Below are 19,194 nucleotides of genomic sequence, written 5' to 3' on the forward strand. Positions count from 1 at the left end.
AGAAGCAGGCCGAAGCGGCCGGCTTCGGCGCGGGCGGCAAGATGGGCGGCCTCGGAGGTATGCCCGGCCTGCCAGGTGGCGGACTTCCCGGTCTGCCCGGCGGCGGCATGCGCATGCCCGGCCTGCCCGGTTTGCCGAAGAAGAAATAAGGCCGGATCGATGAGCGCCGAGATTGCTTCCGAAAGTGATGACGTAGCCCGCGCCCGCGAGCTGCTGCGCGATCTGCGCACGTCGATCGACAACTTCGACGCGTCGATCATCTATCTGCTCGCCGAGCGGTTCCGCGCAACCGAGCGCGTCGGACTGCTCAAGGCCGAGCATAAACTCCCTGCCGCCGATCCCACCCGCGAGCGCGAACAGATCGCTCGCCTGCGGGACTTGGCGAAGGATGCGAAGTTCAATCCGGATTTCGCGGAGAAGTTCTTGAACTTCATCGTCAAGGAAGTGATCCGCCATCACGAGGCGGCGGCTTCCGCCCAAGCTAATCCCGAATTGGCTAATCCCGGTTCGGTTCAGCGTTCAAACGACTGACCGACCTTCATCAACACAGAACAAGACCACCAGGAGTAACAAAATGTCCCTCAAGATCCGTCTCGCCCGCGCTGGCTCCAAGAAGCGCCCTTACTACCACATCGTCGTTGCCGACGCCCGTTCGCCCCGCGACGGCCGCTTCATCGAGCAGGTTGGCGCCTGGAACCCGATGCTCCCCAAGGATGGCGAGCGCGTGAAGCTCAACGAAGAGCGCCTGCAGCATTGGCTGTCGGAAGGCGCGCAGCCGACCGATCGCGTCGTTCGCTTCCTCGACCAGGCTGGCCTCGCCAAGCGCGACACCCGCAACAACCCGACCAAGGGTCTGCCCGGCAAGAAGGCCCAGGAGCGTCTCGCCGCCGCCAAGCAGGCTGAAGAAGCCGCAGCCGCCAAGAAGGCCGCTGACGAAGCAGCTGCGGCCGAAGCCGCCAACGCACCAGCCGAAGAAGAAGCCGCTTCCTAAGCGCTTCACCTTATCGGCAATAAAAAAGCGGGCTCATGGCCCGCTTTTTTTGTGCTTCGGAGAAGGTCAAAAGGGCGGCTGCTTGCCCTTCCAGATCCGATCTTCATATTTTGCGTACATGAAGATGACGAGGCCGATGAAAAGTCCGCTCGCGGGCGTAATCATCATCGCCCAGAAGAAGTCGGGTTCGCTCATGGCATGAGCCTTCCTAATAGGGTTCTTGCCAACCAATGTAGGCCTATGCTCGTGATCGTGCAAGGCAATGAGATCAAAGTCAGCCGCCAGCCGTTGGTGCTGCCATTGACGAAGAAGGTTATCGCTGGCGCCAAGACCCCGACTGCAAAGGTCGCAATCGCAACGCCGTTCAAGTAAGTCGCGGTGAGCTTCCAGCGTTCATTGTGGATCAGGCTCACCGCAATTTCTCCGTCAGGCCGCTTTCTGGCGCGGCTTGATCAGGTCACGTTCAACGAGCAGCTCGGCGATCTGCACGGCGTTCAGGGCGGCGCCCTTGCGCAGATTGTCGGACACGACCCAGATGTTCAATCCGTTGTCGAGCGTCGAGTCTTCGCGGATGCGGCTGATATAGGTGGCGTCTTCGCCGGCCGATTCTAGCGGCGTGATGTAGCCGCCATCTTCATGCTTATCGATCACGAGGCAGCCTGGTGCCTCGCGCAGGATCTCGCGCGCTTCGTCGGCCGAGATCGGCTTCTCGAATTCGAGGTTGATCGCTTCGGAATGGCCGATGAAGACCGGCACGCGCACGCAGGTCGCGGTCACCTTGATCTTCGGATCGAGCATCTTCTTGGTTTCGGCGACCATCTTCCATTCTTCCTTGGTCGTGCCGTCTTCCATGAAGACGTCGATATGGGGAATGACGTTGAAGGCGATGCGCTTGGTGAACTTCTTGGCCTCCACCGGATCGGCGACGAACACGGCGCGGGTCTGCGTGAACAGCTCGTCCATGCCTTCTTTGCCGGCGCCCGAAACGGACTGGTAGGTCGACACCACGACCCGCTTGATCGTGGCATGATCATGCAGCGGCTTCAGCGCCACCAGCATCTGTGCCGTCGAACAATTCGGATTGGCGATGATGTTCTTCTTGGCGAAGCCAGCAACTGCATCGGCATTCACTTCCGGCACGATCAGCGGCACGTCCGGATCATAGCGAAAGGCCGAGGAATTATCGATCACGACGCAACCCTGCTTGCCGATCTTGGGCGACCATTCCTTGGAAACGCTGCCGCCGGCCGACATCAGGCAAATATCGGTGTCTGCAAAATCATAGCGCTCGAGCGCCTGCACCTTCAGCGTGCGGTCACCGAAGGACACATCGGTGCCCTGGCTGCGGCGGGACGCCAGCGCGACGACTTCGCTGATGGGGAAGCCGCGTTCTTCCAGAATATTGAGCATTTCGCGGCCCACATTGCCCGTGGCACCGACGATCGCAACCTTGTAACCCATGGAACTTCTCCTCTTCCTCTCCGCTGTCGCGCCTTGGAAAAAACCCGCTGGCCATCATGCGGGTCCCGCCTCGGCTGCTCCCCCCAGGCCGAACCCGGGAGAGGGTGAGCAGGCCAGAGGGATCAGACCGTTTTCGCGGTCGTGGTCGTTTTGGCCGTAGTTTTCGAAGGCGCAATGCGCGCGCAATCGCAGGCTGCCGCAAAGGCGGCGGAGGCGAAAGCAGGAAAAGCCGTGGTCAGGCTGCGCATGGTGTTCTCCGGAACGAGGCTGCTTCTACGCTTCCTTCGCGCAGAGTCAATCTGCACGAAGGGCTTAGAAGCGCCTGAGGTCCGTATCAGGCCCAGATCAGGCCAACATCAAGAATGGATCGTCTTGAAGAAGGTGCCGAGCGCGGCTTCCTTCACGGCTTCCGACATCGTCGGATGCGCATGGCAGGTCCGCGCCAGGTCTTCCGACGAACCGCCGAACTCCATCAGCACGGCTGCTTCGTGGATCATCTCGCCGGCACCGAAACCGAGGATATGAACGCCGAGCACGCGGTCGGTCTTGGCGTCCGCCAGAACCTTCACGAAGCCTTCGGTCTGCAACATGGCGCGGGCACGGCCGTTAGCCGAGAACGGGAACTTGCCCGCCTTGTATTCGACGCCCGCCTTCTTCAGCTCTTCCTCGGTCTTGCCGACGGACGCTACTTCCGGGTTGGTGTAAACCACGCTCGGGATGACGTCGTAGTTCACATGGCCGTGCTGGCCGGCGAGGATCTCGGCAACCGCGACGCCCTCGTCTTCACCTTTGTGCGCCAGCATCGGCCCGGCAATGACGTCGCCGATGGCGTAGATACCGTCGATGTTGGTCTTGTAATGATTGTCGACGGCCACCCGGCCGCGCTCATCCAAGGCGACACCGGCTTCCGTCAGGCCGAGCTTGTCGTGGAACGGCTTGCGGCCGGTAGCGACCAGCACGCGCTCGGCTTCGATGACTTCAGCATCCCCACCCTTGACCGGCGAGAAGGTCACGCGCGCGCCGGCACCACCCTTTTCAACCGCAGTCACCCGCGCGCCGAGCTTGAACTCCATGCCCTGCTTCGCCAGCACGCGCTGGAACTGCTTTGCGACCTCGCCATCCATGCCGCCAAGCAGGTTGTCGAGATATTCCACCACGGTGACCTTGGCGCCGAGCCGCGACCACACCGAGCCCAGCTCCAGACCGATGACGCCGCCGCCGACCACGACCAGCGTTTCCGGCACCTTCTCGAAGGACAGTGCGCCGGTGGACGACACGATGATCTGCTCGTCGAAGGCCACGTCGACGCCCGGAATGCCGGCGACTTCGGAACCGGTGGCAATGACGATGTTCTTGGCTTCGACATCCTGCGTCGCACCGTCTTCCGCCGTGACCTGCACCTTGCCGGCGCCCTGCACCTTGCCGGTGCCGCGGAACACGGTGATCTTGTTCTTCTTCATCAGGAACTCGAGGCCCTTGACGTTGGAAGCGACCGTTTCGGTCTTGTGCTGCAGCATGGCCGGCAGATCGAGCTCGGGCGCCGGCACCTTGATGCCGAGCTTGGCGAAGTCGTGGCCAACGGCAGCAAACATCTCGGAGGCATGCAGCAGCGCCTTGGAGGGAATGCAGCCGATATTGATGCAGGTGCCGCCGAAGCTTGGGTTCTTCTCGATCACCGCCGTGTTCAAGCCGAGCTGTGAGGCCTTGATCGCGCAAACATAGCCCGCCGGACCGGTTCCGATTACCACAACATCAAAAGCCGCCATGAGTCCTGTTCCTGCGTATAAACTGGTTTGAATGAAAAAGGGCGTTAGCCCAAAAAGCTGCCAAGCATGATGAGAATGCCGATCAGCGACACCGCCCAAACAAGGGAGCGGACGTAAGGGATGCCGAAGGCATAAAGCGGCAGATAGATGATGCGGGCAACGAACCAGAGGATCGCGCCGATCTCGCCCCACTGGCTCGCCTGACCCGAAATCACGAGGCCGAGTGCCAGCGCCACGAAGGCCGGGTAAGTTTCCAGGAAATTCCACTTGGCGCGTTCCAAACGGCCAGTCAGCTTCGAGACCGGCTTCTGCTCGTCGCGCGCGCTGGCATTGTAGCCAAGCCCATTGTCGCGCGTGGCCGACTGGCTGTGCGCGAAGATATAAACCAGCAGAAGCACGACGCTCCAGCCGAGCACCAGCAGTTCAGTGGGTAAGCTCGTGTCCATGATCCCGCTCCTTTATTTGGCCGCACCGGGCTCGATGCCGTCGCACGACCCTTCGGCTTCCGCGAAGGATGCCTTTGTCGGCTTCAACTCGCCCTTCACGATCCCCAGCGGGATAAAGGGCGGTGTGTCCTGCATGGCCGGCTGAACGAGGCGCAGAAGATAGCAGCCGGCGAACACCGCCTTGCCGCCACTCTTGTCAGTCGCCTCGACTACGGCAGGCAGGGTCGTATAGATCGAACCGGCAGCGCCCTCGCTCGTGCCCTTGCCCAACCGAAGCCGCACATGCGCGGTGGTCTCATATCCCGCGACAAAAGCCTGATAGCTCGGCCGGCTGGGTTCCTCGCGGAAATAGCTCCAGGCCCGCAGATATTCCTGCCGCTCGATGGCGTTGTAGAGGCTCTGGACGACGGACTCGGCCGTGGAGCGATCGTCGCGATAATCCGGCGGCGTTTGATCCTGCGCGCCGACGCCTGAGGCACCCAGCAGAGCCGCAACAAGCGCGGCTCCGCCGATCAGGGCGGAAAGCGCAGCACGCGAGGTGCCACGGGAGCCGCTTGCTGCGTTGATAACGCCCTTGAGCAAGGCGGCTCTCCTTGTCTTAGAGATCGAGAACCAGACGTTCCGGATCTTCCAGGCTGTCCTTCACGCGCACCAGGAAGGTCACGGCTTCCTTGCCGTCGACGATGCGGTGATCATAGGACAAAGCGAGATACATCATCGGGCGGATGACGATCTGGCCGCCGACGACCATCGGGCGCTCCTGGATCTTGTGCATGCCGAGAATGCCCGACTGCGGCGCATTCAGGATCGGCGTGGACATCAGCGAACCGTAGACACCGCCATTGGTGATGGTGAAGGTGCCGCCTTGCATGTCAGCAACCGAAAGCTGGCCGTCGCGCGCTGCCTTGGCAAGACGACCGAGTTCCTTCTCGATCTCGGCAATCGACATCTGGTCGGCGTCGCGGATAACCGGAACAACCAAGCCCTTGTCGGTGCCGACGGCCATGCCGACATGCGCATAATTCTTGTAGACGAGATCGGTGCCGTCGATCTCAGCGTTGACTGCCGGGATCTCCTTCAAGGCATGGGTCACAGCCTTGGTGAAGAAGCCCATGAAGCCGAGCTTCACGCCGTGCTTCTTCTCGAACACGTCCTTGTACTTGGTGCGCAGTGCCATCACCGCGCTCATATCCACCTCGTTGAAGGTGGTGAGCATGGCGGCAGCGTTCTGGGCGTCCTTCAAACGCTTGGCGATGGTCTGGCGCAGGCGGGTCATTTTGACCCGCTCTTCGCGCGCGTCTTCATTGCCCGACGGACGCGCAGCAGGCGCGGCAGCCTGCGAAGCGCCCGATGACTGCGGGCCCTTGGCGACGGCGTCGATCACGTCACCCTTCAAAACCTGGCCGCGCTTGCCCGAACCCTGGACCTGATCGGCCGACAGGTTGTTTTCGGACAGCATCTTGGCGGCAGCCGGAGCCGGCTGCGTGCCACGCGGCGTGATCTCTCCTTCGCCCGTCACCGCTGCGGTCTTTTCCGCAGCTTCCTTTGTTGTGGAGGCGCTTCCCGCACCCGAAGCCGAGGCAATCGCTTCCGACTTCTGGCCGCCGTAATCGGCCGTATTTTCCGCCTGCTTGGCACCGCCTGGAGCCGAAGCGGCGGCGGCCGGCTTCGCGGAGCCTGCACCAGCACCGGCAGCGCCGATCTGGCCGAGCAGCGCGCCAACACCGACGGTTTCACCTTCGGCGGCGGTGATTTCCGACAGCGTACCGGCGGCGGGCGCGGGCACTTCGATCGTTACCTTGTCGGTTTCCAGTTCAACCAGCGCTTCATCGGCCGCGACCGTATCGCCGACCTTCTTGAACCACTTGCCGATCGTGGCTTCGGTAACGGATTCGCCAAGCGTCGGAACGCGGATTTCGTTAGCCATTGTTTTAAACCGGTGTCCTGTGGAGCTTAATTATCGGATCGAAAGATGCGCCCGCTTATTCGCCGAGCGCGTCCTCCAGGAAGGCTTGCAACTGTGCGAGATGTTTCGACATCAGACCGGTTGCCGGCGATGCGGCGGCCGGACGGCCGGTATACCGCACGCGCTGATGCTTGGCGTCGATATGGGCCAGCACCCATTCCAGATATGGGTCGATGAAGGACCAGGCGCCCATATTCTTGGGCTCTTCCTGGCACCACACCATCTCCGCATTGCGGAAGCGCGACAGCTCGTTGATCAGCGCCTTGGCCGGGAACGGATAAAGCTGTTCGACGCGCAGAAGATAGATGTCGTCGATGCCGCGCTTTTCGCGCTCTTCCAGGAGGTCGTAATAGACCTTGCCCGAGCAAAGCACGACGCGACGGATCTTGGAATCCTTCTGCAGCTGGCCGCTCGCATCGTCCCAAAGCAGACGGTGGAACGAGCTTTCGCCCGACAGATCGGCGAGCGTCGACACGGCGCGCTTGTGGCGCAGCAGCGACTTCGGCGTCATCAGGATCAGCGGCTTGCGGAAGTCGCGCTTCAGCTGCCGGCGCAGAATGTGGAAGTAGTTTGCCGGCGTCGAGCAATACGCGACCTGCATATTGTCTTCGGCGCAAAGCTGAAGGTAGCGTTCGAGACGGGCCGACGAATGCTCCGGACCCTGGCCTTCATAGCCATGCGGCAGAAGGCAGACGAGGCCCGACATGCGCAGCCACTTGCGCTCACCAGACGAGATGAATTGGTCGAACACGACCTGCGCGCCATTGGCGAAGTCGCCGAACTGGGCTTCCCACAAGGTCAGCGCACGCGGCTCGGCAAGGCTGTAGCCATATTCGAAGCCGAGCACGGCTTCTTCCGAAAGCATCGAATTGATGACTTCGTAATTGGCCTGAGCCGCACCGAGATTGTTCAGCGGTACGTAGCGGGTTTCGTCGCGCTGGTCGTAGAGCACCGAATGGCGCTGCGAGAAGGTGCCGCGCTCGGAATCCTGACCCGACAAACGGATCGGGTTGCCGTCCAGCACGATTGAACCGAAAGCAAGCGCTTCGGCCGTCGACCAGTCAATCCCTTCGCCCGTATCGATCATCTTGCGGCGATTTTCGAGGAAACGGCCGATCGTCTTGTGCGCCTCGAAGTCCTTCGGGACTTCGGTCAGCTTCTTGCCGATGTCCTTCAGGGTCTTGACCGGAACGGCGGTCTTGCCGCGTCGCTGCTCGTCCTGATTGTCGGCCGAGCGGAAACCACTCCAAGCGCCATCCAGCCAGTCGGCCTTGTTCGGCTTGTATTGCTGGCCGCTTTCGAATTCGACTTCGAGATGGGCGCGCCAATCGGCCTTCATCTGGTCGAGCTCTTCAGCCGTCATCAGGCCTTCTTCAACCAGCTTGTCGCCGTAAAGCTGAACAACCGTGCGATGACCGCGGATGGTCTTGTACATCTGCGGCTGCGTGAACGCCGGCTCGTCGCCCTCGTTGTGGCCAAAGCGACGATAACAGAACATGTCCACAACCACCGGCTTGTGGAACTTCATGCGATATTCGATCGCGATCTTGGTGGCGTAGGTCACCGCTTCCGGATCGTCGCCATTCACATGGAAGATCGGCGCCTCGATCATCTTGGCCGTATCCGACGGATAAGGCGAAGAGCGCGAGAAGCGCGGATTGGTGGTGAAGCCGATCTGGTTGTTGATGATGAAATGCACCGTGCCGCCAACGCGGTGGCCGCGCAGACCGGACAGGCCGAGGATTTCAGCCACAACGCCTTGGCCGGCAAACGCCGCATCACCATGCAGCAGCAGCGGCAGGACCTTGGAACGCTCTTCCGGCGGAACGCCCTCTTCACGGGTGCGGCCGAACAGGATGTCCTGCTTGGCGCGAGCCTTGCCCATCACCACCGGATTGACGATTTCCAGATGCGACGGGTTGGCGGTCAGCGACAGGTGAACCTTGTTACCGTCGAATTCGCGGTCGGATGAGGCACCCAGATGGTACTTCACGTCGCCCGAGCCTTCCACATCATCAGGGGCATAGGAGCCGCCCTTGAATTCGTGGAAAACGGCGCGATGCGGCTTCGCCATGACATTGGTCAACACGTTCAAGCGACCGCGATGGGCCATGCCGAGCACGACTTCCTTCAAGCCGAGCTGACCGCCGCGCTTGATGATCTGCTCCAGCGCCGGGATCAGCGCTTCGCCGCCATCGAGACCGAAACGCTTGGTGCCCTTGTACTTGACGTCGATGAACTGCTCGAAGCCCTCGGCCTCGACCAGCTTCTGCAGGATCGCCTTCTTGCCGTTGGGCGTGAACTCGACACCCTTGTGCTCGCCTTCGATCCGTTCCTGGATCCAGGCCTTTTCCTCGGGGTTCGAGATATGCATGAACTCGACCCCGATGGTCGAGCAATAGGTCCGCTCGAGAATTTCGAGCATCTGCCGGATGGTGGCGTATTCCAGCCCCAGCACGTTGTCGATAAAGATCGGACGATCATAATCGGCTTCGGTGAAGCCGTAATTCTCGGGCGAGAGCTCGTTGTAATCCTCGATCTTCGAGGCGATGCCCAGCGGATCGAGCTTGGCATGCAGATGCCCACGCATGCGGAACGCGCGGATCATCATGATCGCGCGAACGGAATCGCGCGTTGCCTGCAACACATCCTTATCGGATTGCGGCGCAACAGCGGGCGCATCGGCAGAAGGAGCAGCAGCGGCTTCGCCGATCTTGCCCTTCAACTTCTTTTCGATGTGCTTTTCAACCGTGCCCCAGTTGCCGTCGAGGGCGGACACGAGTTCGCCATTGGCAACGAGCGGCCAGTTCGGCTTCGTCCAGGATGCACCTTCGGCATTCTTCTTGACGTCGCCGGCTTCGTCCTTCAGCTCGCTGAAGAACTGCCGCCATTCCGGAGAAACCGACTGCTGGTCCTCCTGGTAGCGCGCATAAAGCGCTTCGATGTAGTCGGCATTGCCGCCATACAGGAACGAGGTTCCGGCAAATTGGTCATTGGCTTGGTCGTTGCGCGCCATGATCGTCGCGGACTATCCGTCCGCTCTCCTGTTTCTTCGGCAGCGTGATCCGCCGCTCATGTCGTGGACGGCCAGCCCGTCCGCGCTCCCGCCCCGCTTAAACCCGGCGGTGCCCAGCCGCCGGGGGAACTCTGAACTGAAGGGCCGCTCAGCCCTTCAGTGCTTCAACCAGCGTCGTGCCCAGCCGTGCCGGCGAAGGCGAAACCCGGATGCCCGCAGCTTCCATCGCTGCGATCTTGTCTTCGGCGCCACCCTTGCCGCCCGAAATCACGGCGCCGGCATGGCCCATGGTGCGTCCGGCAGGAGCGGTACGACCGGCGATAAAGCCTGCCATCGGCTTTGAACGGCCGCGCTTGGCTTCGTCGCGCAGGAACTGCGCCGCGTCTTCTTCGGCCGAACCGCCGATCTCACCGATCATGATGATCGACTTGGTTTCATCATCGGCCAGGAACATTTCCAGGACGTCAATGAATTCGGTACCCTTCACCGGATCGCCGCCGATACCCACAGCTGTGGTCTGGCCAAGGCCGGCATTCGAGGTCTGGAACACCGCTTCATAGGTAAGGGTTCCCGAGCGCGAAACAACGCCCACCGAGCCCTTGCGGAAGATCGAGCCCGGCATGATGCCGATCTTGCACTCGTCCGGCGTAACCAGACCCGGGCAGTTCGGACCGATCAGGCGCGACTTGGACTTCTCCAGCCGAGCCTTGACCTTCACCATGTCCATCACCGGAATGCCTTCGGTGATGCAGACGATCAGTTCCATCTCGGCCTCGATCGCCTCGATGATGGCGGCTGCAGCACCTGCCGGCGGAACGTAAACCACGGATGCGGTCGCGCCGGTCTGCTCTTTGCCGTCCGAAACGGATGCGAAGATCGGGAGCGTCTCGCCCTTGGCGCCGGTCCAGTTCTCGCCACCCTTCTTCGGATGAATGCCGCCGACCATCTGCGTGCCATGGTAGGCAAGCGCCTGTTCGGTGTGGAAGGTGCCGGTCTTGCCAGTCAGGCCCTGAACGAGGACCTTGGTGTTCTTGTCGATAAGGATAGACATGATTTTCGGTCCTTGCGCTTAGGCCTGGATCGCCGCGACGATCTTCTTGGCGGCGTCGTCCAGGTCGTCAGCAGCCGTGATGGCCAGACCGGACTCGTTCAGGATCTTCTTGCCGAGATCCACATTGGTGCCTTCGAGGCGAACCACCAGCGGAACCTTGAGGCCGACTTCCTGAACCGCAGCGACAACGCCTTCGGCGATGACGTCGCACTTCATGATGCCGCCGAAGATGTTGACGAGGATGCCCTCGACCTTCGGGTCGGCCGTGATGATCTTGAAGGCTGCGGCAACCTTTTCCTTGCCGGCGCCACCACCGACGTCACAGAAGTTCGCCGGCTCCTTGCCGTAGAGCTTGATGATGTCCATCGTCGCCATGGCGAGACCGGCACCGTTGACCATGCAGCCGATATTGCCGTCGAGCGCGACATAAGCGAGGTCCCACTTGGAGGCCTCGATTTCCTTGGCGTCTTCTTCGGTCTCGTCGCGCAGCTGCCGGATGTCGTCGTGACGGAACATCGCATTGCCGTCGAACGACACCTTGGCGTCCAGCACGCGAAGGCGGCCGTCGGTCATGACGATCAGCGGGTTGACCTCGAGCAGGCTCATGTCGGTCTCGACGAAAGCCTTGTAGAGGATCGGGAACAGCTTCTCGCCGTCGGTCTTGGCTTCGCCTTCGAGCTTCAGCGACGAGGTCAGCGTGTCGAGATCCGACTGCGTCAGGCCGGTTTCCGGATCAACCGCAACGGTGATGATCTTTTCCGGCGTGTCATGCGCCACAGCCTCGATGTCCATGCCGCCTTCGGTGGACACGACGAAAGCCGGACGACCAACCGTGCGGTCGATCAGGATCGACAAATAAAGTTCGCGGTCGATGTCGGCGCCGTCTTCGATGTAAAGGCGATTGACCTGCTTGCCGGCTTCACCGGTCTGCTTGGTGACCAGCGTGTTGCCGAGCATTTCCTTGGCATGCGCGACCACTTCTTCGATCGACTTGGCCAAGCGCACGCCGCCTTTCGAGTCGGCACCGAGTTCGGTGAACTTGCCCTTGCCGCGACCGCCAGCATGGATCTGGCTCTTCACAACATAAAGCGGGCCGGGCAGCTGCTTGGCAGCGGCTTCAGCCTCGTCGGCCGAGAAGATCGGCACGCCTTCGGCGACTGGCGCGCCAAACGTCTTGAGCAGCGCCTTGGCCTGATATTCATGGATATTCATGGGATCCGTCCTTTAAGGCTCGGGAACGACTTACTTGAGGTTCGGCGCGATGTTGATGCAGGCTTCGCAAAGACCCTGCACCGATGCCACCGACTTGTCGAACATCGCTTGTTCGGTCTTGTTGAGGTCGATCTCGATCACGCGCTCGACACCGCCGGCACCGATCACGGTCGGCACGCCGACATACATGTCGGACAGGCCATACTGGCCCGAAAGATGGGCTGCGCAGGGCAGAACGCGCTTCTTGTCCTTGAGATAGCTTTCCGCCATCGAAACGGCAGCGGAAGCCGGCGCGTAATAGGCCGAGCCGGTCTTCAGGAGGCCGACGATCTCGGCGCCGCCGTCACGGGTGCGCTGAACGATCTGGTCGAGCTTCTCCTGGCTGGTCCAGCCCATGTTGACGAGATCCGGCAGCGGAATGCCGGCAACGGTGGAGTAGCGCGTCAGAGGCACCATCGTGTCGCCATGGCCGCCGAGCACGAAGGCGGTGACGTCTTCAACCGAGACCTTGAACTCTTCGGCGAGGAAATAGCGGAAACGCGCCGAGTCCAGCACGCCGGCCATGCCGACCACATGGGTCTTGGGCAGGCCGGAGAACTTCTGCAGCGCCCAGACCATCGCGTCGAGCGGGTTGGTGATGCAGATCACGAAGGCGTTCGGGGCATACTTCTTGAGGCCCGCGCCAACCTGTTCCATGACCTTGAGGTTGATGCCGAGCAGGTCGTCGCGGCTCATGCCGGGCTTGCGCGGCACGCCGGCGGTCACGATGCAGACATCGGCGCCTTCGATCGCGGAATAATCATTGGCGCCCGTGAAGTTTGCGTCGAAGCCGTCAACCGGGGAAGACTGCGCAATGTCGAGGCCCTTGCCCTGCGGCGTGCCTTCGGCAATGTCGAACAGCGTGACATCACCCAATTCCTTGAGGCCGATCAGGTGGGCGAGCGTGCCGCCGATCATTCCCGAACCGATAAGCGCGATCTTGTTGCGTGCCATACTTGAGGCTCTCCCGTGTGCGTCGCTACGATCAAGTCATAGACGGGCGACCAGATGATGACAGCCCGCGACAATCCGCGCAGCCAATAGACCTCAATGGCAAAAAACTCAAACGATTCTTGTCACACAAGCAACTTCAATCGTTTAGATCAATCGGCATTTACGTAAACGTCAACGCGCTTTCTAGGGCACGATCATCTGGAGCGTAGCGCCCAAAGATCCTCGCCGCGCTGCAGGATGTCGTCACGCCACGCGAGCCGCTGCAGCCACTGCCGATCGAGCGCCGCCAGCCCATATCTGGCGCCCGCAATCTGCCCGGCAACCGCCGCCACCGTATCGGCATCATCGCCGAGATTGGCAGCAGCCAAAATCGCATCGCGTGGGTTGCTGGTCGTGGCCACGCTCCAGATTGCGGCCTGCAATGTGGCCGGCGCGTGACCGCTGCTGATGATGGCGTTGCGCTCAATCCGCCGCGCTTCTTCGAACGCAGCGGGTTCATCGCCCGTTTCCGCAAGCCCCCACAACAAGCGGGCAAGCTCTTCGCAACACGCTTGCGGCACGGGCGCTGCATGCGTCACCTGCCCTTGCGCCAGCGCGAGCTCGACCGCTTCCTGCTCGCTTCGTGCGCAAAGGACGACCGGTGCCAGCCGCATGATCGAGCCATTGGCCTGCATCTGCGGATCGGCATTGTTGATCAGCGTACCATCGCGCAGAAAACTGGACAGCGCCTGCGTCGTCGCAGTGCCGATGTCGAAGCAGGTGCCAGTAACCGAGTTCCAGCCATGCTGCCACCAGTTCACGAAACCGGAAAGGAGATGCCGAGGATCGACGCGTCCCTGATGAGCAATCAGCGTATCGGCCAGACAGAGGGCCATGGAGGTGTCATCCGTCCATTCCCCAGGCGTCAGTTTGAAAGGTCCGCCGCCGACCATGTCCGTCAGCGGCGCAAACGTATCGCGCGCCTGGAACTCCACGGTCGTTCCCACCGCATCGCCCATCGCCAGCCCGATCAACGCACCGAACGCGCGATCCCTGGCGGCTTCATTGCTCACGCCGGCTGTTCCTCGCTGTCGGCATCCTGCGCGGCGCGCCATTCCGCGCTGCGCATTTCGTTCAAGCGTGACGCCGTGCGAACAAACTCGAACGCCTCGGTCGAACCCGGTCGGCCCTTGAACAGATCGTCCGGCTCGGCCGCTGCCGTCACCACCAGCGTGGCATGCCGGTCGTAAAGCACGTCCACCAGCAGGATCAGCCGCTTCGCCTCGTTGCGTTGCGTGGCGTCCAAGATCGGAATGCCGTCGATGAAGATCGTCGGATAGCGCTCGACGATGGCGAGGTAATCGCGGGCGGCAAGCGGTTGCGAGCAGAGATCGCCAAAAGCAAAGCGCGCCGCCTCCCCCGCTGCCTGGGGAACCGGGATCGTGCGACCCTTGACCTCGACTTGAGCGCGCATGGAGCGCTGCCCTTCCGTTGCAGCCTTCCATGCCTCGTCCATCTGGGCGTTCGCTTCGGCGCTAAGCGGGGTCAGATACACCGGCAAACGGTCGAGCTTGGCCATGCGATGGTCCTGCGTGCCGCCGATGTCGAGCACCTCGACATGCCGCTTTAGCAGGCCGATGAAAGGCAGGAACAGCTGCCGGTTCAAACCTTCGCGGTACAGATCGTCCGGCGCCACGTTGGAGGTCGCGACCAGCACGACTCCCTCGGCAAACAGCGCGGTGAACAGCCTCGACAGGATCATCGCATCGGCAATGTCGGTCACGCTGAACTCGTCGAAGCATAAGAGCTTGGCTTGTTCGGCGAGGTCCTTGGCAACCGGCGGGATCGGATCATCGCCCGATGCCGTGCCGGCCTTTACCGCCGCGCGATGGCGACCAATGCGATCATGCACATCGGCCATGAAGTCGTTGAAATGGGCGCGCCGCTTCTTTTCAACCGGTGCTGCTTCCAGGAACAGGTCCATGAGCATGGTCTTGCCACGCCCGACGCTGCCATAAACATAAAGCCCGCGCTGGCTGGCGTCGTCGCGATTGCCCTTTCCGCCGAACAGACGCGCAAAAAAGCCCGGTCTGCTGTCCAGCGGCCGGGCTTGCAGGTCGGAAAGGAGGCGGTCGAGCGCGGCCACCACCTTAAGCTGATGCGGATCCGGATGGATCGCGCCCTCTGCCGCAAGACGATCGTAACGGCTGCGCAGCGCGCCGGCAGCCGTCGGCTCAGGCAAAGGTGACATGCTCGGATCGGGCGGCGATCAGCGGGTCAGGCTGACGGGCGAACCGCTGGAGGTCGTGCCGTTGAACTTCTCTGGCCCGGAAGACGACAGCGAAGCAACCTGCGAGCCGCTATCATTATACAGGATCATCTGGTTGCCCTGCACGGCCCACGACTTCACGCCATCGAGCGGAGCCGGACAGCGCAGCGGGGCAGCGCGGTAACCCTGGCCGAACTTGGTGCGCGGCGTGGCGACGCGGCAGCTCTGCCCGCCGACGGACACGTTCCAAACGCCGGCAACGCCACCCTCGGTCACAGGCGCCGAAGGTGCTGCCCCCGCATTCGGATCGATCGCCGCAACCTGCGTGTTCGGTGCCGGCGGCGGGGTCTCGGGGAAGCTGGTCGGCGCCGGAGGCGGCAGCTGCGAAGCCGTCACATTGCCGGCAGGGGCTGCGGGAAGTGGGGTCGGACGCGTATCGACGCGGGAAATGCGCTCGCTCTGACAGCCTGTTTGTGAGGTGACAGGTGTGTCATCCCTGCATCGCATGCGGTTGAACATCAGCCAATCCCGCTTATCTCGCAGCCATGACCAATCGCTATTATTCCGGCGCGCGCAGCGATCACTTCGATGGCGCGCTCTTTTTCAATCCAGACAGCGACAAGCTTCCCGGCGGTTTTCGCGATCTATATCGCTGGATGCGCGGCGAAAAGCGCGCGGCATGGCCGAAAACTTGGCCGAGCCCCTTCCCCCAGGCGAAGCCCGAGACACGGGTGGACGGCGATGCCTTGCGGATCACCATGATCGGCCACGCCTCGATCCTGATTCAGACCGCCGGTCTCAACCTGCTGACCGATCCGGTTTTTGCCAAGCGCGTGTCGCCATTCAGCTTCATGGGTCCAACCCGCGTCAACGAGCCCGGCATCCGTTTCGAGGATCTGCCCCCGATCGACGCCGTGTTGCTCAGCCACAATCATTATGACCATCTGGACATCGCGGCGATCAAGCAGCTGGTAGACATCCACGATCCGCTGATCATCACGCCGCTCGGCAACGATCATGTCATTCACGCAAAGGTGGCGAAGGCGCGTGTGAAAACAGGCGATTGGCTGGACAGTGTGCCGCTGCGCAACGGTGTCACGATCCATTTCGAGCCGGCGCATCACTGGTCGGCACGCTGGACGCGCGACCGCCGCATGGCTCTGTGGGCAGCCTTCGTGATTGAGACCCCCGGCAGCGAGATTTACTTCGCCGGCGATACCGGCTTCCATAACGGCAGCAATTTCCGCGCCACGGCCGAGCGCCATCCCATCCTGCGTTTCGCCCTCCTGCCGATCGGCGCTTATGAGCCGCGCTGGTTCATGGAAGGGCACCACCAGAACCCCGCGGAAGCCGTGGAAGCCTTCAAGATCCTCCAGGCGCCACTGGCTGGCGGTTATCACTGGGGCACGTTCCAGCTCACCAACGAAGCGGTGGACGCGCCGGCAAACGATCTTGCCACCGCGCTCCAGACCGCAGGTATCGAAGCCGAGCGCTTTCAGGCGCTGCGCCCCGGTCAGGTCTGGGACGTTCCCTGAGCTTCTGCCGCGAGGCTGACCCTGCCTGCATGCTGGTAATTCCGGCCGCTTTCCGCCATATAGCGGCCGACAAGGACCGCAAATTATGGCTTCAGCCGCCCCTTTCGCCAAGATGGCCCCTTTCGCCAAGATGAATGGCCTCGGCAACGACATCATCGTCGCCGACATGCGCGGTCGTGCGGACAAGGTGACCTCGGCAGCAGCCATCGCGCTCGCCGCCGATCACGCGACCCACTTCGATCAGATCATGGTGATTTACGATCCGCGTCTTGATGGCACGGATAACTACATCGCCATCCTGAACGCCGACGGGTCGATGGCGCAGGCTTGCGGCAACGGCACGCGCTGCGTGGTCCAGGCGCTCAATGCCGACACTGGCCGCACCCGCTTCACCTTCGAAACGGTGGCCGGCATCCTCAATGCCGAGCAACATGCGGACGGCTTGATCTCCGTCGACATGGGCGTGCCGCGCTTCAACTGGCAGGACATTCCGCTGGCCGAAGAGTTTCGCGACACCCGCATGATCGAGCTGCAGGTCGGCCCGATCGACGCCCCCGTACTGCATTCGCCCTCCGTCGCGTCCATGGGCAATCCGCACGCGATCTTCTGGGTCGATGGGGATGTCTGGTCCTACGAATTGGACAAGTTCGGCCCGCTGCTGGAAAACCACCCGATCTTCCCCGAGCGCGCCAACATCACCATCGCGCAGGTCACCGCGCCTGACGCCATGATCATCCGCACCTGGGAACGCGGCGCAGGTCTCACCGGTGCCTGCGGATCCGCTGCCTGTGCCGCCGCCGTTTCCGCAGCCCGTACGCGTCGAACCGAACGTTCGGTCACCGTAACTGTCCCGGCCGGCGGTCAGCTCCACATCGAATGGCGCGAGGATGACCATGTCGTCATGACCGGCCCGGCGGAGTGGGAGTTTTCCGGCAGTTTCGATCCGGAAACGGGCAACTGGCAGCGTGATTTGGGGAGCGCAGCCTGATGCAGGAGCCAAAAAGCGGTTTGGAGATCGTCACCTTCGGCTGCCGCATGAACACCTACGAATCCGAGGTCATGCGCCGTGAAGCCAGTGCGGCCGGCCTCGATGCGTTGAAGGGCGGCGCGGTTGTGTTCAACACCTGTGCCGTCACCGCCGAAGCCGTGCGCCAGGCCAAGCAGGCGATCCGCAAGACCAGGCGCGAAAATCCGGATGCCCGCATCATCGTCACCGGCTGCGCGGCCCAGACCGAGCCGGCCAGCTTCGGCGACATGGCGGAAGTCGACCTTGTTCTCGGCAACGAAGACAAGCTGAAGGCGCACTCGTATCGTGCGCTGCCCGACTTCGGCGTCAACGACACCGAAAAGGTGCGCGTCAACGACATCATGAGCATCAGCGAAACCGCCGGCCATCTGGTGGATGCCATCGAAGGCCGCGCCCGCGCCATCGTGCAGGTCCAGAACGGCTGCGACCATCGCTGTACCTTCTGCATCATCCCCTACGGACGAGGCAATTCGCGCTCCGTGCCGATGGGCGCCGTGGTGGAACAGGTGAAGCGCCTGACCGGCAACGGCTATGCCGAAGTCGTGCTGTCGGGCGTCGATCTCACCAGCTGGGGCGCCGATCTGCCGGGTGCGCCAAAACTCGGCCGCCTCGTGCGCGCGATCCTCTCCCAAGTGCCGGATCTGCCGCGCTTGCGCCTGTCTTCCATCGATTCCGTGGAAGCCGATCCCGAACTCATTACACTGATCGGCGACGAACCGCGCTTGATGCCGCATCTGCATTTGTCCTTGCAGGCCGGTGACGACATGATCCTGAAGCGCATGAAGCGCCGCCATCTGCGCGACGATTCCATCCGCTTCTGCGCCAATATCCGCGCGGTGCGTCCCGACATCGTGTTCGGCGCCGACCTCATCGCCGGCTTCCCGACAGAAACGGAAGCGATGTTTGAGAACACGCTGAAGCTGGTGGCAGACTGCAGTCTGTCGCATCTCCACGTCTTCCCCTTCAGCCCGCGCGAAGGCACGCCGGCCGCGCGCATGCCGCAGCTCGATCGGGGTTTGATCAAGGAACGCGCCGCACGTTTGCGTGCCGTGGGCGACCAAGCCTACCTGACCCATCTCGAAAGTCTCACAAACACACGGCAGAGCGTGCTGGTCGAGCGCGACGGCCTCGGTCGCACGGCAAGCTTTACGATGGCAGCGGTCGATGCGGGCGAACCCGGCACGATCATCAAGCGCATCGTCACCGGCCATGACGGCCAACGCCTTCTGACGGTCGCCGCAAGCGCCCTCCCCTTGTCCAGTGCACGCGCAGCCTGAGCGGAATCCCTTATGGCCCTTGGTTTCATCAAGAAGATCTTTTCCTTCGGCAACCAGCCCGAGGATCAGCAGCAACCGCCCGCGCCGCAGCCCGGACGGCCAGCCCCTGCGCCGGCACCCCAGCCGGAATCCGCGCCGGAAATCCCCGTTCAACCTGAACCCGCTCAGCCGCAACCGGCTCAGCCCGAGATCCCGACCCCACAAC

The 19,194-nt window shown here is 62.2% G+C and carries 18 protein-coding genes and 1 pseudogene; 6 read left to right on the top strand and 13 right to left on the bottom strand.

Annotated elements, in window-relative coordinates; translation table 11 throughout:
• Positions 1 to 159: 159 nt before the first annotated feature.
• Both RTX98_RS14415 and rpsP read left to right on the top strand, forming a co-directional pair.
• Positions 160 to 531 (top strand): chorismate mutase, encoded by a 372-nt coding sequence (locus tag RTX98_RS14415; RefSeq protein ID WP_312797457.1) that lies wholly within the window; start codon positions 160 to 162, stop codon positions 529 to 531.
• A gap of 43 nt (positions 532 to 574) precedes the next feature.
• Positions 575 to 991, top strand: a complete 417-nt coding sequence (gene rpsP / locus RTX98_RS14420; RefSeq protein WP_189505009.1) for a 30S ribosomal protein S16 — start codon at positions 575 to 577, stop codon at positions 989 to 991.
• Between the two features lie 66 nt (positions 992 to 1,057).
• Here the strand turns inward: rpsP and RTX98_RS14425 are convergent, their stop codons facing one another.
• The 13 genes from RTX98_RS14425 to RTX98_RS14485 form a co-directional block, all read right to left on the bottom strand.
• Positions 1,058 to 1,186 (bottom strand): hypothetical protein, encoded by a 129-nt coding sequence (locus RTX98_RS14425; protein ID WP_312797458.1) that lies wholly within the window; start codon positions 1,184 to 1,186, stop codon positions 1,058 to 1,060.
• Between the two features lie 231 nt (positions 1,187 to 1,417).
• Entirely contained in the window at positions 1,418 to 2,452 is a 1,035-nt protein-coding gene (locus RTX98_RS14430) for an aspartate-semialdehyde dehydrogenase (RefSeq protein ID WP_312797459.1), read from the bottom strand.
• 356 nt (positions 2,453 to 2,808) lie between these two features.
• Complete coding sequence (lpdA, locus tag RTX98_RS14435) at positions 2,809 to 4,218, bottom strand: dihydrolipoyl dehydrogenase (RefSeq protein WP_312797460.1); 1,410 nt, start codon at positions 4,216 to 4,218, stop codon at positions 2,809 to 2,811.
• Between the two features lie 44 nt (positions 4,219 to 4,262).
• A complete protein-coding gene (locus RTX98_RS14440) occupies positions 4,263 to 4,664 on the bottom strand; it encodes an MAPEG family protein (protein ID WP_312797461.1) in 402 nt (133 codons plus the stop codon).
• Between the two features lie 12 nt (positions 4,665 to 4,676).
• A complete protein-coding gene (locus RTX98_RS14445) occupies positions 4,677 to 5,246 on the bottom strand; it encodes a hypothetical protein (protein WP_312797462.1) in 570 nt (189 codons plus the stop codon).
• A 16-nt stretch (positions 5,247 to 5,262) separates the two neighbouring features.
• Positions 5,263 to 6,591, bottom strand: coding sequence for a 2-oxoglutarate dehydrogenase complex dihydrolipoyllysine-residue succinyltransferase (gene odhB, locus RTX98_RS14450; RefSeq protein WP_312797463.1), 1,329 nt, complete (start codon positions 6,589 to 6,591; stop codon positions 5,263 to 5,265).
• 55 nt (positions 6,592 to 6,646) lie between these two features.
• Positions 6,647 to 9,646, bottom strand: a complete 3,000-nt coding sequence (locus RTX98_RS14455; protein ID WP_312797464.1) for a 2-oxoglutarate dehydrogenase E1 component — start codon at positions 9,644 to 9,646, stop codon at positions 6,647 to 6,649.
• A gap of 148 nt (positions 9,647 to 9,794) precedes the next feature.
• A complete protein-coding gene (gene sucD / locus RTX98_RS14460; protein WP_312797465.1) occupies positions 9,795 to 10,697 on the bottom strand; it encodes a succinate--CoA ligase subunit alpha in 903 nt (300 codons plus the stop codon).
• An 18-nt stretch (positions 10,698 to 10,715) separates the two neighbouring features.
• Positions 10,716 to 11,909, bottom strand: coding sequence for an ADP-forming succinate--CoA ligase subunit beta (gene sucC / locus RTX98_RS14465; RefSeq protein ID WP_312797466.1), 1,194 nt, complete (start codon positions 11,907 to 11,909; stop codon positions 10,716 to 10,718).
• A gap of 30 nt (positions 11,910 to 11,939) precedes the next feature.
• Positions 11,940 to 12,902 (bottom strand): malate dehydrogenase, encoded by a 963-nt coding sequence (mdh, locus tag RTX98_RS14470; RefSeq protein WP_189504988.1) that lies wholly within the window; start codon positions 12,900 to 12,902, stop codon positions 11,940 to 11,942.
• Positions 12,903 to 13,096: 194 nt separating this feature from the next.
• Positions 13,097 to 13,954 (bottom strand): ADP-ribosylglycohydrolase family protein, encoded by an 858-nt coding sequence (locus RTX98_RS14475; RefSeq protein ID WP_312797467.1) that lies wholly within the window; start codon positions 13,952 to 13,954, stop codon positions 13,097 to 13,099.
• Positions 13,951 to 15,132 (bottom strand): cell division protein ZapE, encoded by a 1,182-nt coding sequence (gene zapE / locus RTX98_RS14480; RefSeq protein WP_312797468.1) that lies wholly within the window; start codon positions 15,130 to 15,132, stop codon positions 13,951 to 13,953. Before zapE ends, RTX98_RS14475 begins: the two co-directional genes overlap by 4 nt.
• Positions 15,133 to 15,150: 18 nt before the next feature.
• Positions 15,151 to 15,669, bottom strand: a complete 519-nt coding sequence (locus RTX98_RS14485) for an AprI/Inh family metalloprotease inhibitor (RefSeq protein ID WP_312797470.1) — start codon at positions 15,667 to 15,669, stop codon at positions 15,151 to 15,153.
• Positions 15,670 to 15,695: 26 nt separating this feature from the next.
• Here RTX98_RS14485 and RTX98_RS14490 point away from each other — a divergent pair, with 26 nt between their 5' ends.
• From RTX98_RS14490 to RTX98_RS14505, 4 genes and pseudogenes are all read left to right on the top strand, one after another.
• Positions 15,696 to 16,685 (top strand): MBL fold metallo-hydrolase, encoded by a 990-nt coding sequence (locus tag RTX98_RS14490; RefSeq protein ID WP_312797472.1) that lies wholly within the window; start codon positions 15,696 to 15,698, stop codon positions 16,683 to 16,685.
• A gap of 85 nt (positions 16,686 to 16,770) precedes the next feature.
• On the top strand, positions 16,771 to 17,673 hold the full coding sequence (gene dapF, locus RTX98_RS14495) for a diaminopimelate epimerase (protein WP_312797474.1): 903 nt from the start codon (positions 16,771 to 16,773) through the stop codon (positions 17,671 to 17,673).
• Complete coding sequence (mtaB, locus tag RTX98_RS14500; protein ID WP_312797476.1) at positions 17,673 to 18,989, top strand: tRNA (N(6)-L-threonylcarbamoyladenosine(37)-C(2))-methylthiotransferase MtaB; 1,317 nt, start codon at positions 17,673 to 17,675, stop codon at positions 18,987 to 18,989. The genes dapF and mtaB overlap by 1 nt, the downstream gene beginning before the upstream one ends.
• Before the next feature lie 12 nt (positions 18,990 to 19,001).
• Positions 19,002 to 19,194, top strand: a pseudogene (locus RTX98_RS14505) (signal recognition particle-docking protein FtsY); the annotation flags it as partial.

This window comes from Tianweitania sp. (assembly GCF_032053605.1).
Classification (GTDB): domain Bacteria; phylum Pseudomonadota; class Alphaproteobacteria; order Rhizobiales; family Rhizobiaceae; genus Tianweitania.